12 protein-coding genes and 1 pseudogene are annotated in these 15,276 nt (G+C 71.5%); 9 read left to right on the top strand and 4 right to left on the bottom strand.

The genetic code is table 11. The features are described 5' to 3' along the window. The first annotated feature begins 108 nt into the window (after window positions 1–108). From ACFYOB_RS05195 to ACFYOB_RS05185, 3 genes are all read left to right on the top strand, one after another. Window positions 109–729 carry a cell division protein SepF gene (locus ACFYOB_RS05195; RefSeq protein ID WP_388554711.1) on the top strand — a complete coding sequence of 207 codons (621 nt, stop codon included), beginning with the start codon at window positions 109–111 and terminating at the stop codon, window positions 727–729. Between the two features lie 60 nt (window positions 730–789). Further along, window positions 790–1,086: a YggT family protein gene (locus ACFYOB_RS05190; protein WP_030155988.1), complete on the top strand. Its 297-nt coding sequence runs from the start codon at window positions 790–792 to the stop codon at window positions 1,084–1,086. A gap of 82 nt (window positions 1,087–1,168) precedes the next feature. Further along, a complete protein-coding gene (locus ACFYOB_RS05185) occupies window positions 1,169–2,356 on the top strand; it encodes a DivIVA domain-containing protein (protein ID WP_388554707.1) in 1,188 nt (395 codons plus the stop codon). A 500-nt stretch (window positions 2,357–2,856) separates the two neighbouring features. On the opposite strand, the gene ileS is transcribed toward ACFYOB_RS05185, so the two are convergent. Further along, window positions 2,857–6,003, bottom strand: a complete 3,147-nt coding sequence (ileS, locus tag ACFYOB_RS05180) for an isoleucine--tRNA ligase (RefSeq protein WP_388554704.1) — start codon at window positions 6,001–6,003, stop codon at window positions 2,857–2,859. A gap of 586 nt (window positions 6,004–6,589) precedes the next feature. On the opposite strand from ileS, the gene ACFYOB_RS05175 reads away from it, so the two are divergent. From ACFYOB_RS05175 to ACFYOB_RS05155, 5 genes are all read left to right on the top strand, one after another. After that, window positions 6,590–7,486 carry a TraR/DksA family transcriptional regulator gene (locus ACFYOB_RS05175; RefSeq protein WP_388554702.1) on the top strand — a complete coding sequence of 299 codons (897 nt, stop codon included), beginning with the start codon at window positions 6,590–6,592 and terminating at the stop codon, window positions 7,484–7,486. A 113-nt stretch (window positions 7,487–7,599) separates the two neighbouring features. Continuing rightward, entirely contained in the window at window positions 7,600–8,160 is a 561-nt protein-coding gene (lspA, locus tag ACFYOB_RS05170) for a signal peptidase II (protein WP_388554699.1), read from the top strand. A gap of 41 nt (window positions 8,161–8,201) precedes the next feature. After that, window positions 8,202–9,143, top strand: coding sequence for an RluA family pseudouridine synthase (locus ACFYOB_RS05165; protein ID WP_388554696.1), 942 nt, complete (start codon window positions 8,202–8,204; stop codon window positions 9,141–9,143). A 41-nt stretch (window positions 9,144–9,184) separates the two neighbouring features. After that, window positions 9,185–9,607 carry a GNAT family N-acetyltransferase gene (locus tag ACFYOB_RS05160; RefSeq protein ID WP_388555574.1) on the top strand — a complete coding sequence of 141 codons (423 nt, stop codon included), beginning with the start codon at window positions 9,185–9,187 and terminating at the stop codon, window positions 9,605–9,607. Window positions 9,608–9,756: 149 nt separating this feature from the next. Continuing rightward, the gene (locus ACFYOB_RS05155) at window positions 9,757–11,349 is read left to right on the top strand and encodes a Na+/H+ antiporter (RefSeq protein ID WP_388554694.1); all 1,593 of its coding nucleotides are present in this window, start codon (window positions 9,757–9,759) and stop codon (window positions 11,347–11,349) included. Window positions 11,350–11,586: 237 nt separating this feature from the next. Here ACFYOB_RS05155 and ACFYOB_RS05150 read toward each other — a convergent pair whose 3' ends face one another. After that, entirely contained in the window at window positions 11,587–12,630 is a 1,044-nt protein-coding gene (locus ACFYOB_RS05150) for a mechanosensitive ion channel family protein (protein WP_388555571.1), read from the bottom strand. Between the two features lie 56 nt (window positions 12,631–12,686). On the opposite strand from ACFYOB_RS05150, the gene ACFYOB_RS05145 reads away from it, so the two are divergent. Next, a complete protein-coding gene (locus ACFYOB_RS05145) occupies window positions 12,687–13,256 on the top strand; it encodes a dienelactone hydrolase family protein (protein ID WP_388554691.1) in 570 nt (189 codons plus the stop codon). Between the two features lie 21 nt (window positions 13,257–13,277). On the opposite strand, the pseudogene ACFYOB_RS05140 reads toward ACFYOB_RS05145, so the two are convergent. After that, window positions 13,278–14,225, bottom strand: a pseudogene (locus ACFYOB_RS05140) (serine/threonine-protein kinase); the annotation flags it as partial. 36 nt (window positions 14,226–14,261) lie between these two features. After that, window positions 14,262–15,215, bottom strand: a complete 954-nt coding sequence (locus tag ACFYOB_RS05135) for a zinc metalloprotease (protein WP_388555568.1) — start codon at window positions 15,213–15,215, stop codon at window positions 14,262–14,264. Between the last annotated feature and the right edge of the window lie 61 nt (window positions 15,216–15,276).

Here is a 15,276-nt window from a genome sequence, read left to right as displayed (position 1 = left end):
TACCGCTGATGGGCGGGCAGACCACGTGGATCGCGGGCAGTTGGTGACATTCGTGACACAGCGGCACCTGCGACAGGGCGATCCACCACAGAGCGGAGGACTCGGAGAATGGCCGGCGCGATGCGCAAGATGGCGGTCTACCTCGGCCTCGTGGAGGACGACCGGTACGACAACCCGGGGTACGACCCCGACGACGAGTTCGAGCCCGAGCCGGAACCGGAGCGGGCCCGGGATCGGGACCGGGATCGCCGGCAACCCGTGCATCAAACGCCCGAAACGGACGAACCTGTACGAGTCGCACAGCCGCCGGCGCAGCGGGAACCCATCCCAATCCCGGTGGAAAACGCACGTCCTGCGCGAATTGCCCCCGTGGCGTCCATCACACCTGACCGCACCAACCTGGAGAAGAACGCCCCCGTGATCATGCCCAAGGTCGTCTCCGAGCGGGAGCCGTACCGCATCACGACGCTGCACCCCCGGACCTACAACGAGGCCCGTACCATCGGGGAACACTTCCGTGAGGGCACTCCGGTGATCATGAATCTCACGGAGATGGACGACACGGATGCGAAGCGTCTCGTGGACTTCGCCGCCGGTCTCGTCTTCGGCCTGCACGGCAGTATTGAACGAGTGACACAGAAGGTGTTCCTGCTGTCGCCTGCTAACGTCGATGTCACGGCGGAGGACAAGGCCCGCATCGCGGAGGGCGGGTTCTTCAACCAAAGCTAGACCGATCCGTCAGACACGGGACCGGGAACAGAGCGAGAAACGGGGAGAGGGAAGCGCGGGATGGGCGTCGCACTGCAAGTGGTCTACATCGCGCTGATGTGCTTCCTGATCGTGCTGATCTTCCGACTGGTCATGGACTACGTGTTCCAGTTCGCACGTTCATGGACGCCCGGCAAGGCGATGGTGGTCGTTCTGGAGGCCACCTACACTGTCACCGATCCACCGCTCAAGCTTCTCCGGCGTTTCATTCCGCCGTTGCGTCTCGGGGGCGTGGCACTCGACCTGTCCTTCTTCGTTCTGATGATCATCGTTTACATCCTCATCAGTTTCGTGAGCACCGCTGCGAGAAGCGTGTGAACGATGAACTTCTCCGCGCGCGCGGGGACGGTCCCGATACGGTCTTGCCGACTGCCGACGACTACGTAGAGGTGAAGAAGACATGCCGCTGACTCCCGAGGACGTGCGGAACAAGCAGTTCACGACCGTCCGCCTGCGAGAAGGCTATGACGAGGACGAGGTCGATGCCTTCCTCGACGAGGTCGAGTCCGAGCTGACGCGCCTGCTGCGCGAGAACGAGGACCTGCGCGCGAAGCTGGCCGCCGCCACGCGTGCCGCCGCGCAGAACCAGCAGCAGCAGGGCATGCGCAAGCCGGAGCCCCAGGACCAGCGCGGCCCCGGTGCCCCCGTGCCCGCAGCCATATCCGGCCCGCCGCAGCAGCAGCAGCAGCCGCAGATGGGCCCGCCGCAGCTGCCGGGCGGCCAGCCGCAGCTGCCCGCCGGCCCCGGTGGACACGGACCGCAGGGTCCGGGCCCGATGGGCGGCCCCATGCAGCAGCACCCCATGGGTGGCCCGCAGGGCATGGGTCAGCAGTCCATGGGTGGCCAGAACCCGCTCGGCCAGCAGATGCAGCCCATGGGCCAGCAGATGCAGCCGATGGGCCAGCAGATGCAGCCCATGGGCCAGCAGATGCACCAGCAGCAGCCGCAGCAGCTCCCGCAGCAGGGTCCCGGTGGCGACAGCGCCGCCCGTGTCCTGTCGCTGGCGCAGCAGACCGCCGACCAGGCGATCGCGGAGGCCCGTTCCGAGGCCAACAAGATCGTCGGCGAGGCCCGTTCGCGCGCCGAGGGCCTGGAGCGGGACGCCCGCGCCAAGGCCGACGCGCTGGAGCGGGACGCGCAGGAGAAGCACCGCGTCGCGATGGGCTCCCTGGAGTCCGCCCGCGCCACGCTGGAGCGCAAGGTCGAGGACCTGCGGGGCTTCGAGCGTGAGTACCGTACGCGCCTGAAGTCTTACCTGGAGTCGCAGCTGCGTCAGCTGGAGACCCAGGCCGACGACTCCCTGGCCCCGCCGCGTGGGCCCGCCGGTCCCGCGCTGCCGCCCTCGCCGTCGCCTTCGATGGCTCCGGCCGGTGCCATGGGCCACTCCATGGGCGGTCCCTCGATGGGTGGCCCGTCCCCCATGGGCGGCCCCTCCCCGATGGGCGCAGGCCCGTCGTACGGCGGCCAGCAGCAGATGTCCCCGGCGATGACCCAGCCGATGGCTCCGGTGCGGCCTGCCGCGCCGCAGCCGATGCAGCAGGCGCCGTCTCCCATGCGGGGCTTCCTGATCGACGAGGACGACAACTAGGCGCCGCCGCGCCTGTCGGCAGTCGCTTTACGGGCCGGGCCCGGGTTCCTATCGGAACCCGGGCCCGGCCCGTTCGCGTACCCGGCTGCGGCGCCGCTGCGGGGCGGGGGGCTCTGCCCCCGGACCCCCGCGCCTCAATCGCCGGCGGGGCTGAATCGTGCCCGGCGGCGCTGGACGTGTCCGGCAGGCTGGACGTGCCGGGAGGACGGATTGCGGCTGGCAGGGCTGGAGTCACCCCCAGCGGGGTGGACGTGCCCGGGGTGGACGTGCCGGGAGGACGGATTGCGGCTGGCAGGGCTGGATGTGCCCGGGGTGGACGTGCCCGGTGGGGCTGGATCGGGCGGAGCGCAACTTCAGCCCCGCCGGCGTTTGAGGCGCGGGCGCGGAGCGCCGTGCCGTGAGCCGTCCCGGCGTGTGAGGTCCGTGACCGTGTGAGGTCCGTGAAAACGAACGGCCCGTACCTCCCGGTCAGGGGAGGTACGGGCCGTTCGGGGCCTGTGTTACGCCTTGCGGAGGCGGAACGTCAGGGACAGGGACTCGTCCGTGAAGGGCTCGCCGTACGCGTCGTCGGCCGGGCCCTGCGCGTAGTCCGTGGACAGGACCTCGTCCGCGATGAGGGCCGCGTGGTCCGTCAGGGCCGTCACGACCTCCGGGGACTCGGAGGTCCAGCGCAGCGCGATGCGGTCGGCCACGTCGAGGCCGGAGTTCTTCCGGGCCTCCTGGATCAGGCGGATCGCGTCACGCGCCAGGCCCGCCAGCCGCAGCTCCGGGGTGATCTCCAGGTCCAGGGCCACCGTCGCGCCCGAGTCGGACGCCACCGACCAGCCCTCGCGCGGGGTCTCCGTGATGATGACCTCCTCCGGGGTGAGGGTGACCTGCTCCCCGTTCACCTCCACCGAGGCCTCGCCCGAGCGCAGCGCCAGCGACAGGGCCGCCGCGTCGGCCGCGGCCACCGCCTTCGCCACGTCCTGCACGCCCTTGCCGAAGCGCTTGCCCAGCACCCGGAAGTTCGCCTTCGCCGTGGTGTCCACCAGTGACCCGCCGACCTCGGAGAGCGAGGCCAGGGAGGAGACGTTCAGCTCCTCCGTGATCTGCGACTGCAGCTCCGGCGAGAGGGCGGAGAAGCCGTTCGCGGCCACCAGCGCACGCGACAGCGGCTGGCGGGTCTTCACGCCCGACTCGGCCCGCGTCGCCCGGCCCAGCTCGACCAGGCGGCGGACCAGCAGCATCTGCCGGGACAGGGTCCGGTCGACCTGGGAGGCGTCCGCCTCCGGCCAGGACGACAGGTGCACCGACTCCGGGGCCTCCGGGGTGACCGGGACGACCATGTCCTGCCAGACCCGCTCCGTGATGAAGGGCGTCAGCGGCGCCATGAGGCGGGTGACGGTCTCGACCACGTCGTGCAGGGTGCGGAGCGCGGCCGCGTCGCCCTGCCAGAAGCGGCGGCGGGAGCGCCGGACGTACCAGTTCGACAGGTCGTCCACGAAGGAGGACAGCAGCTTGCCCGCGCGCTGGGTGTCGTACGACTCCATCGCGTCGGTGACCTCGGTGACGAGGCTGTGGAGCTCGGAGAGCAGCCAGCGGTCCAGGACCGTGCGGTCCGCCGGCGCCGGGTCGGCCGCGGAGGGGGCCCAGCTCGACGTACGGGCGTACAGGGCCTGGAAGGCGACCGTGTTCCAGTACGTGAGGAGGGTCTTGCGGACGACCTCCTGGATCGTGCCGTGGCCCACGCGGCGGGCCGCCCACGGGGAGCCGCCGGCCGCCATGAACCAGCGCACCGCGTCCGCGCCGTGCTGGTCCATGAGCGGGATCGGCTGGAGGATGTTGCCCAGGTGCTTGGACATCTTGCGGCCGTCCTCGGCGAGGATGTGGCCCAGGCAGACCACGTTCTCGTAGGAGGACTTGTCGAAGACGAGGGTGCCGACCGCCATCAGCGTGTAGAACCAGCCGCGCGTCTGGTCGATGGCCTCCGAGATGAACTGCGCCGGGTAGCGCTTCTCGAAGATCTCCTTGTTCTTGTACGGGTAGCCCCACTGCGCGAACGGCATCGAGCCCGAGTCGTACCAGGCGTCGATGACCTCGGGCACGCGGACCGCGGTCAGTGAGCAGCCCTGGGCGGTGCAGGTGAAGGTGACGTCGTCGATGTACGGGCGGTGCGGGTCCAGGGCGGACTGGTCCTGCCCGGACAGCTCGCTCAGCTCCGCGCGCGAGCCGACGCAGGTGAGGTGGTTCTCCTCACAGCGCCAGATCGGCAGCGGGGTGCCCCAGTAGCGGTTGCGCGACAGCGCCCAGTCGATGTTGTTGTTCAGCCAGTCGCCGAAGCGGCCCTGCTTGACGGAGTCCGGGAACCAGTTGGTCTTCTCGTTCTCCCGCAGCATCGCGTCCTTGACGGCGGTGGTGCGGATGTACCAGGACGGCTGCGCGTAGTAGAGCAGGGCCGTGTGGCAGCGCCAGCAGTGCGGGTAGCTGTGCTCGTAGGCGATGTGCTTGAAGAGCCGGCCGCGCGCGTCGAGGTCGGCGGTCAGCTTCTCGTCGGCCTTCTTGAAGAAGACGCCGCCGACCAGCGGGACGTCCTCCTCGAAGGTGCCGTCGGGGCGGACCGGGTTCACGACGGGCAGGCCGTACGCGCGGCAGACCGCGAGGTCGTCGGCGCCGAAGGCGGGGGACTGGTGGACCAGACCCGTACCGTCCTCGGTCGTGACGTACTCGGCGTTCACGACGTAGTGGGCCGGGGCCGGGAATTCGACCAGGTCGAAGGGGCGCTCGTACGTCCAGCGCTCCATCTCCTCGCCCGTGAAGGACTCGCCGGTGGCCTCCCAGCCCTCACCGAGGGCCTTCTCCAGCAGCGGCTGGGCGACGACGAGCTTCTCTTCACCGTTGGTGGCCACCACGTACGTGACGTCCGGGTGCGCGGCGACGGCGGTGTTCGAGACCAGGGTCCAGGGCGTCGTCGTCCAGACCAGCAGCGCGGCCTGGCCGGCCAGCGGGCCGGAGGTCAGCGGGAAGCGGACGAAGACCGAGGGGTCGACGACCGTCTCGTAGCCCTGGGCCAGCTCGTGGTCGGACAGGCCGGTGCCGCAGCGGGGGCACCACGGGGCGACGCGGTGGTCCTGGGTGAGCAGGCCCTTGTTGAAGATCTCCTTCAGCGACCACCACACGGACTCGACGTACTCGGGGTCCATGGTCCGGTAGGCGTCGTCCAGGTCGACCCAGTAGCCCATGCGGGTCGTGAGCTCGGTGAACGCGTCGGTGTGCCGGGTCACGGACTCGCGGCACTTCGCGTTGAACTCGGCGATGCCGTAGGCCTCGATGTCCTGCTTGCCGTTGAAGCCGAGCTCCTTCTCGACGGCGAGCTCGACGGGCAGGCCGTGGCAGTCCCAGCCGGCCTTGCGGGCCACGTGGTAGCCGCGCATGGTGCGGAACCGGGGGAAGACGTCCTTGAAGACGCGGGCCTCGATGTGGTGCGCGCCGGGCATGCCGTTCGCGGTCGGCGGGCCCTCGTAGAAGACCCACTCGGGGCGGCCCTCGGACTGCTCCAGGGTCTTGGCGAAGGTCTTGCTCTCGCGCCAGAAGTCGAGGACTGCGTGCTCCAGGGCAGGCAGGTCGACCTGGGCGGGGACCGGGCGGTACTGCGGCGGTGTGGTCATGAGGCTGAACTCTTCCTCCGGCGGGGTGTCACTTCCGTCCGGAGGGACGAGAGCGCTGCTGCTCCCGCGGTACCACCCTCCTTGGCCTCCGGACGGGTCCGGTGGCCCCCTCATTGGGGTGCGAAGCCGGTTCTACTCGCCGTACGGGACCCTGCGGGCGTCCGTGCGCGCTTTCTTCCGGCGGCTCCGGGGTGATCCTTCACATCGCGCTCGCCCCCGGGCTCTCACCGTCCCCGGGTCGCTCGTGGCTGCGTCCGACGCTACTCGTCCCCATCCATGCCTCTCGCTGGGCCCAGTGTACGGGGCCGGGGGGCGCACGGCAGACCGGTTTACGGGGGCCCGCGCGGGGCCCCGCGGCACGGCGTGGCGGGGGCGCGGCAGGGCCGCTCGCGTGACCCGAATGGGCCGACGCGCCGGTACGGACTCGCGTGGGGCGGGTGGGGCGGGTTACGGGGCTTCCGGATGGGCACAACGGATGCAGGTTGACCTCGCGGGATGCGTGCCCCGTTGCTGCGGGGCCGGTGCCGATTTATCGTTCCGGCACGAATCGCGAGCAAAGATCACAGTATGTGAAGGGGCCGCGGCCATGGTGGCGAAGAAGACCGCCGGTACTGCCGGGAAGGCACTGGCCGAGGCACCGGCGAAGAAGGCGCCGACCGGGAGGGCGGGCGCCGCCGGGGCGACCCCCGTCGACGCGGTACCGGCCGGGAAGGCGACCGCCGGGAGGGCGGCCACGAAGAAGGCGAGCACGAAGAAGGCGACGACGAAGAAGGCGACCACGACGAAAGCGACCGCGACGAAGACGGCCACGGCCACGGCCACGGCCACGGCGAAGGCGACCGCCGAGAAGGCGACCGCGAAGAAGGCGACGGACGCCGTCAGGGCGACCGCCGTGAAGAAGACGACTGCCGTCGCGAAGCGGCAGGCCACGGCCAAGCCGGCCGGGGCCGAGGGGGCGGCGCAGGCCGCGAAGAAGACGGGAGTCCGCAAAGTGGTTGCCAAGAAGAGCACCGGTACGGCGAGGAAGACGGCCGCGGCCGCGACCAGCGGGCTGCCCAAGGTGAGGGTCACGGCGGCCACCGCGCCCGGCGACCTCGCCGTACGGCCCGGGGAGGACCCCTGGACGCCCACGGAGGTCGATGAGGCCCGCAGCGAGCTGATGAGCGAGGTGCTGCGGCTGCGCGCGGAGCTCGACGCCTCGGAGGTGGCCATCTCCGGCCTCATGCGGGATTCGGGCGACGGCGCGGGCGACGACCAGGCCGACACGGGCACCAAGAACATCACCCGGGAGTCCGAGCTGGCCCTGGCGGCGAACGCCACCTCGATGCTGGAGCAGACCGAGCGGGCCCTGGAACGGCTGGAGGCGGGCACGTACGGCCTCTGCGAGAACTGCGGGCAGCCCATCGGCAAGGCCAGGATGCAGGCCTTCCCGCGGGCCACGCTGTGCGTGGACTGCAAGCAGAAGCAGGAGCGGCGGCACTAGCCCGTGTCCGGGAGCCCCGGGCGGGCTTCCGGTGGGCCTCGGGCGGGCGGTCCGCGGGTGCCCTGACGTACCCTCGTGTCTCAACCTGGTTCGAGCTAGTTCGAGGGACTCACGTGGCAGAGGCGGAGCGCATCATCGGTACGCCGGAGGTCGGGGACGACGCCGAGCCTGAGTCCGCCGCGCCCAAGGGGCGTCGGCGGATCGTGGCACTGCTCGTGGTGGCGGTGCTCGCGTACCTGCTGGACCTCGGCAGCAAGATGCTGGTCGTGGCGAAGCTGGAGCACCGGCCGCCGATCGAGCTCATCGGCGACCTGCTGAGGTTCGAGGCGATCCGCAACCCCGGCGCCGCCTTCGGCTTCGGCGAGGCCTTCACGATCATCTTCACCTGCATCGCGGCCACCGTGATCGTGGTGATCGTGCGGCTGGCGCGCAAGCTCTACAGCCTGCCGTGGGCGATCGCGCTGGGCCTGCTGCTGGGCGGCGCGCTGGGCAACCTCACCGACCGGATCTTCCGTTCGCCGGGTGTGTTCCAGGGCGCGGTCGTCGACTTCATCGCCCCGGCCCACTTCGCCGTCTTCAACCTCGCCGACTCGGCGATCGTGTGCGGCGGCATCCTGATCGTCCTGCTGTCGTTCAAGGGTCTGGACCCGGACGGGACCGTCCACAAGGACTGATCGCGGGAATGCTCTTCTGCCGAGTCCTGCATACTCGACGGGTGAGTACGATTCCCGAGATCCGCACCCTGCCCGTTCCCGATGGCCTCGAGGGCGAGCGCGTCGACGCCGCCATCGCCCGTATGTTCGGTTTTTCCCGGACGAAGGCGGCCGAACTCGCGGCCGCGGGGAAGGTGGCGGTCGACGGCAGCGTCGTCGGGAAGTCCGAGCGTGTGCACGGCGGCGCCTGGCTCGAAGTGGAGATGCCGGCCCCGCCGCGGCCGGTCGAGGTCGTCGCCGAGCCCGTCCCGGGCATGGAGATCGTCCATGACGACGACGACATCGTCGTCATCATGAAGCCGGTTGGCGTCGCCGCCCACCCGAGCCCCGGCTGGACCGGCACCACGGTCATCGGCGGCCTCGCCGCGGCCGGCTACCGGATCTCCACCTCCGGCGCGGCCGAGCGCCAGGGCATCGTGCACCGCCTCGACGTCGGCACGTCCGGCCTGATGGCCGTCGCGAAGTCGGAGCGCGCCTACACCTCGCTGAAGAACCAGTTCCGCGAGCGGATCGTCGACAAGCGCTACCACGCGCTGGTCCAGGGGCACCCCGACCCGATGAGCGGCACGATCGACGCGCCGATCGGCCGGCACCCGAGCGCGGACTACAAGTGGGCCGTGACCCAGGAGGGCAAGGCCTCCGTCACGCACTACGACCTGATCGAGGCCTTCCGCGCCGCCTCGCTGCTGGACATCAAGCTGGAGACCGGCCGTACGCACCAGATCCGCGTGCACATGTCCGCGCACCGGCACCCCTGCGTCGGCGACCTGACCTACGGCGCCGACCCGACCGTCGCCAAGCGGCTGGGGCTGACCCGCCAGTGGCTGCACGCCGTGCGGCTCGGCTTCGAGCACCCGTCGGACGGGCAGTGGGTCGAGTTCGAGAGCAACTACCCGGCCGACCTCCAGCACGCGCTGGACGTGATCCGGGCGGAGAGCGAGTGACCACTCCCGTCGAGGTCCGGGTCGCCGTCGGCGAGGCCGACATGGCGGCCTGCTTCGAGGTCCGGACCGAGGTGTTCGTGGTTGAACAGTCCGTCCCGGAGTCGATCGAGTACGACGCGTACGACGCGGACGCGGTGCACGTACTGGCCGTCGGGCCGGACGGGGTGCCGCTCGGCACGGGGCGCCTGCTCCACGGGCCCGGCGTGCTGGCCAAGACGGGTGACCTGACGGTCGGCTCGCTGGGCCGGCTGGCCGTACGGAAGTCCGCGCGCGGGCTGCGCGTGGGTGTCGCCCTGGTGCGCGCGATCGAGGCGGAGGCGGTGCGGCTCGGCCTCGCGGCCGTGGACCTGGGCGCGCAGACGCATGCGCTCGGCTTCTACGAGCGGCTCGGCTACGAGGCCTACGGCCCGGAGTTCAAGGACGCGGGCATCCCGCACCGCTCGATGCGGCGCACCCTCCCGTAGCCGTCCGCCCCGAGGCCGGGCCCGCGCGGATCAAGGACCGGGGCGCCGCCGCGGGCGCGGAGCCGCCGTAGGGGCCGGGCGGAGCCCGACACGGCGGGGCGCGCCCCTCACCGCGCAGGCCGAGCGCAGCGGGCTGGCAGGGTGGGGGAGTGGATCAGCTTGCTCTGCTGTTCGTGCTGCTGCTCGGGGCCGTGGTCACCGTGCCGCTCGGGGACCGGCTCGGGCTGCCCGCGCCCGTACTCATGACCATCGGCGGGGTGGTCCTGGCGCTGCCGCCGTTCGTGCCCGACGTCGACATCCCGCCCGAGTTCATCCTGCCGCTGGTGCTGCCGCCGCTGTTGTACGCCTCCGTGCAGCGCACCTCCTGGCGGCAGTTCGCCGCCAACGTCCGGCCGATCCTGCTGCTCGCCGTGGCCCTGGTGTTCGTCACGACCGCCGCCGTGGCCGCCGTCGCGCACGCCGTGGTGCCGGGGCTGCCGATCGCCGCCGCCGTCGCGCTCGGCGCGCTGGTCGCCCCGCCCGACCCGGTGGCCGCCACCGCCGTCGCGGGCTCGCTCGGCCTGCCCCGCCGGATGGTGTCGATCCTGGAGGGCGAGGGCCTCTTCAACGACGTCACCGCCATCGTGCTCTACCACGTGGCCATCGGCGCGGTCGTCAGCGGCAGCTTCTCCTGGCCCGACGCGCTCGGGGAGTTCGTCCTGTCCGCCGTCGTCGCCGTGGTGGTCGGACTGGCCCTCGGCTGGGCGACCGGCCGGCTCATGGGGCGGCTCGGCGACGCCACGCTCCAGATCGGGCTGACGCTGCTGGTGCCGTTCGTGTCGTACGTGGTGGCGGAGGAACTCCACGGATCGGGGGTGCTGGCCGTCCTGACGACGGCCCTGTTCCTCGCCGAGTACGCGAACGACGCCGACGACGTGCTGGGGCGGCTCGCCGGGCACACCTTCTGGGAAGTCGTCGACATGCTGGTCACGGGCGTGGCGTTCGGGCTGATCGGGCTGGAGCTGCACAACGTGTTCGCCGCGGCGGGCGGTCGTGAGGCGGAGGTGAGCGCTTGGGCGGCGGCCGTGATCGCGGTGGTGGTCGGGGTACGGCTGGTGTGGCTGCTCCCGGCGGGCTGGCTCGCGCAGAAGCTGCACAAGCGGCGCGACTACGACGAGGAGATCCCGCTGAGCTGGCGGGAGAGCGTGGTCATGTGGTGGGCCGGGATGCGGGGGGTGGCCTCGGTGGCTCTGGCCCTCGCCATCCCCTTGCGAACGGATGCGGGTGAGCCCTTCCCCGCGCGGGACCAGATCATCTTCATCGCCTTCGCCGTGATCATGGCGACGCTGGTCCTGCAAGGGCTGACCCTGCCGTCGCTGGTACGGCGGCTGGGGGTCGAATCCGACACGGACGCGGAGCGGGAGACCGAGCGGCAGCTGGCGATCCGCGCCGCGAAGGCCGCGAAGCGGCGGCTGAAGGAGATCGAGGAGGCGGAGGAGCTGCCGGAGGACCTGGTGGAGACGCTGTACCGGCGCGCGTACGACGTGGGTGCCCGCATCAGCCCCGACATGGTCGACGAGGAGCGGCGGGAGGCGTACGCGCAGCGGGTGGAGCGGATCCGGGACGTCCAGCGGATCCAGCGCGAGATGATGTCGGCCGCCCGCCACGAGGTGCTGGCGGCGCGCAGCGAACCCGGCGCCGATCCGGAGATCGTGGACCGGGTGCTGCGGCATCTGGACGTACGGAGCCTGCGCGGCTCCTAGGCGTACCGGGCCCCGGTGCGCCGGGGACCAGACCTGGCAGCGGTCCGGGGCGCGGTCCACTCCGAGGTGCGGCGCAGGCCGATGGAGCCCTCGGCGCCGGGTACGGGCTGGGGCCGGCCATGGCGCGGCGGATCGCGCGGGCGCACGGAGCGGAGCTGACGGCGGAGGCCGGTCCCGGGGGCGGGGGCCCTGTTCCGGCCGACCCGCCGGGTCCCGGGGATCCGCCCGGGCCGGGCCTCAGGCCTCCGGGCGCGGAACGGCCTCGGAGGCCGCGATGCGGGGCAGGGCGTACGGGTGGTGCGTCACCAGCCAGGTGATCAGGCGCTCGCGGACCGCGCAGCGGACCGTCCACAGGTCGTCCGCGTCCTTCGCCGTGACCACCGCGCGGACCTGGACCGTATGCGGTGTGGTATCGGTCACAACCAGGCTGGAGCCGCGGGCGTCCCACTCCGGGATGTCCTCAAGAATGTGTCGGAGCTGCTCCCGCATGAGGTCGAGGGGGGCGCTGTGGTCCAGGTGCCAGAAGATCGTCCCGGTCATCTGAGCGCCGCCGCGCGACCAGTTCTCGTACGGCTTGCTCGTGAAATACGACACAGGCATCGTGATCCGCCGCTCGTCCCAGGTGCGGACGGTCAGGAACGTCAGGGTGATCTCCTCGACCTTGCCCCACTCCTTGTCGACCACCACCGTGTCGCCGATGCGGACGGTGTCGCCGAAGGCGATCTGGAGGCCGGCGAAGAGGTTGCTCAGCGAGGACTGGGCGGCGATGCCCGCGACGATGCCGAGCACACCCGCGGACGCCAGCATCGAGGCGCCGACCGTACGCATCGGCGGGAAGGTCAGGAGCATGGCCGCCGCCGCGACCACGACGACGACCGCGGTGACCACCCGGTGGATCAGCGTGACCTGGGTGCGGACCCGGCGGACCCGGGCGTCGTCCTGGGTCACCGCGGCGTAGCGCGCGTACGTGGAGTCGACGGCGGCGGTCGCGACGCGCACCGCCAGCCAGGCCACGGAGGCGATCAGCACCAGGGTGAGGGTCCGGCCGACGGTGAAGGCGTGATCGGGCAGGATCCCGGCTTTGCGGTAGGCCGCTCTGAGCAGAGAGGTGCAGAGCACGACCTGGAACGGCAGACGGCAGCGGCGCAGCAGACCCCACAGGGGGGTCTCGCTGTGCCGGGCGTCGGCCCGGCGCAGCAGCAGGTCCAGCATCCATCCGGCGACCAGCGTGATGACCAGCGTGCCGCCGACGACCGTGACGGGGCGCAGGACGGTCTCCATTTCCATGGGTAGGAACGTAACCGGAAGGGGCCTGCGCAAACTGGCACGATGGAGGCATGAACATCATGCTTTTCCATTCGACGTACGGGCTGCGGCCCGCGGTGCACGCGGCGGCCGACCGGCTGCGCGCGGCCGGGCACCAGGTCCAGGTACCGGATCTCTTCGATGGGCGCACCTTCGAGACCGTCGAGGAGGGCATGGCCCACCAGGACGAGATCGGCCGTGACGAGCTGCTCAAGCGCGCGGTGCTGGCCTCGGCCCCTTATTCCGACCAGGGCCTGGTCTACGCCGGCTTCTCCTTCGGCGGTTCCGTCGCGCAGCACCTGGCGCTGGCCGACGACAAGGCGCGCGGGCTGCTGCTCCTGCACGGCACGGCCGACGTCGCGGACGACGCCTCGGTCGACGAACTGCCCGTGCAGCTGCACATCGCGGACCCGGACCCCTTCGAGCCCCACGACTGGCTGACGGCCTGGTACCTGCGGATGCAGCGGGCGGGGGTCGATGTGGAGGTCCACAGTTACCCGGGCGCCGGGCACCTGTTCACCGACCCGGGGCTGGAGGACTACGACGCCGAGGCCGCCGAGCAGGCCTGGAAGGTCGCGATCGGTTTCCTCGACACCCTGTAGGACGGCGCCCGTTCAGCCGCGGGGTGCCGGTCTCGGGGGCAGCGCGGGCGGCGGACCGAAGCGGCCGCCGGAGGCCGGGCGCCGCGGCGGGGGAACCCGGTCCCGCGGTGCGGGAGGCGGGGCCGAAGGGGCTGACGGGGCGGAAGGGGCCGACGCGCCGCCGGCGACCGCCGCGAGCCGCGCGTCCAGTTCCTCGGGGGCGGGCCGGGCGGCCGGATCGCGGACCAACAGGTCCGCCAGTACGGGGCCCAGGGCGCCGGCCCTGCGCGGCGGCGGGACGGGATCGTCCAGGACGGCGGCCAGCGTGGCCAGGCTGGTGGCGCGGCGCATCGGGCTGACGCCCTCGACGCACACGTACAGCGTCACGCCGAGCGACCACAGGTCGGAGGCGGGCAGATCGGCGCCGCGGATGCGTTCGGGCGCCAGGTATTCGGGGGTCCCGATGACGTCCCCGGCCGGGGTCAGCGAGGGTGCGTCCTGGACGGCGGCGATGCCGAAGTCGGTCAGGACCGCGGAACCGTCCGCCCGTAGCAGGATGTTGGCGGGTTTCACGTCGCGGTGGCGGATCCCGGCGGCGTGGACCGCGCGGAGTCCGGCGAGGACCTCGCGGCCGATGCGGGCGGTCTCGGCCGGTTCCAGCGGGCCCCGGTCCAGCCGGTGCTGGAGGGAGTGGCCGGGCAGCAGCTCCATCACCAGCCACGGGTGCGGGTCCTCGTCCACGATGTGGTGGATGGTGACCACGTTGGGGTGGCTGATCCGGGCCTGGGCGCGGGCCTCGCGCAGTACGCGTGCGCGCAGCAGCCGCGCGGGCTCGCCCGCTTCGTGGCCGACGGGAGGCCGGACCTCCTTGACGGCCACATCACGGTGCAGGGCACGGTCCAGCGCTCGCCAGACCGTGCCCATACCTCCGCTGCCGAGCTTTTCAACCAGCTCGAACCGTCCGTCGATCACGTCCCCCGGCGCGCTCATGGCGCCAGGTTAGAGCAGTCGGGACCTGAGTGAGGGTCAGCCGGCCCGGTAGGCGGTCCAGCTGCTCGTCATGCGGGCGACCTGGCCGGCCGTGAACTGGTACATGCAGGAGTCGTACGTGTAGTCCATGAAGTTGTGGATCGGGTCCACGCCGGACTTGCTGGCGCAGGAGTCGCGGCCGGTCGGGCACTCGTACGCCGCGGTCTTCTCGGCCGGGGTGTCCGAGACGTAGTCGCCGTTGCCGTTGCAGCCGCCCTGGAAGGTGTGGTACAGCCCCATCCAGTGGCCGACCTCGTGGGTCGCGGTGTCACCCTCGTTGTAGTTGGCGGAAGAGCCGCCCGGCAGCGAGGTGTCGAGCACGACCACGCCGTCCATCTTGGGGCTGGAGGCGTACGAGGTCGGGAAGGTCGCCCAGCCGAGCAGGCCGCCCGACAGGTTGGCGGTGTAGAAGTTGAGTGCGCCGGGGCCGCCCTTGCGCAGGGTGTTCTTCATGTCCTTCTCGGCCTGGGAGCCGTCGGCCAGGTTGTACCAGGAGGCGTTGTCCGTGTAGTCGGTCGCGGCGAGGGTGAACTGGTAGTTGGTGTTCACGTTGCCGGTGCCCTGGCCGCCGTAGGCCGCGTTGAGGACCGCGAGCTGGCTGTCGATCTGGGTGGCCGACAGCTTTCCGGTGTTGCCGGAGTGCACGACGTGGAAGTACACGGGGATCGTCGTGACGGCCTCGGCGGCACGCAGGCTGCGCTGCGGCTGGTTCTTGAGGGCCTTGTCCAGCTTCGCCTTGAGGTCGGCGTCCATGGCCTTCGCCTGGGTGTCGGTGACCTCGTTGGGCTCGGCCGCGTGCTGGTCGGCGGGGCGCGCGACACGGGCGTTGGCGGGGGCTCCGGTGGCGCCCGAGTCGGCGCACGCCTCGGCGGGGGACTTGGCGGCGGCGATCGTCGTGGGGGCGGCGAGCGGGGAGAACGCCAGGGTTCCGGCCAGGACCGCCGTGCCCATCAGGCGGCGGCGGAGAAGGGGGGATATGCGGGCAACAGCGCGCACGAGTGCTCCTCGCGGT

Origin of the sequence: Streptomyces sp. NPDC006463, from assembly GCF_042870715.1 — a bacterium.
GTDB lineage: Bacteria > Actinomycetota > Actinomycetes > Streptomycetales > Streptomycetaceae > Streptomyces.
Note: the sequence above shows the minus strand (reverse complement) of the source record. Positions and strands in the feature narration are given on the sequence as shown.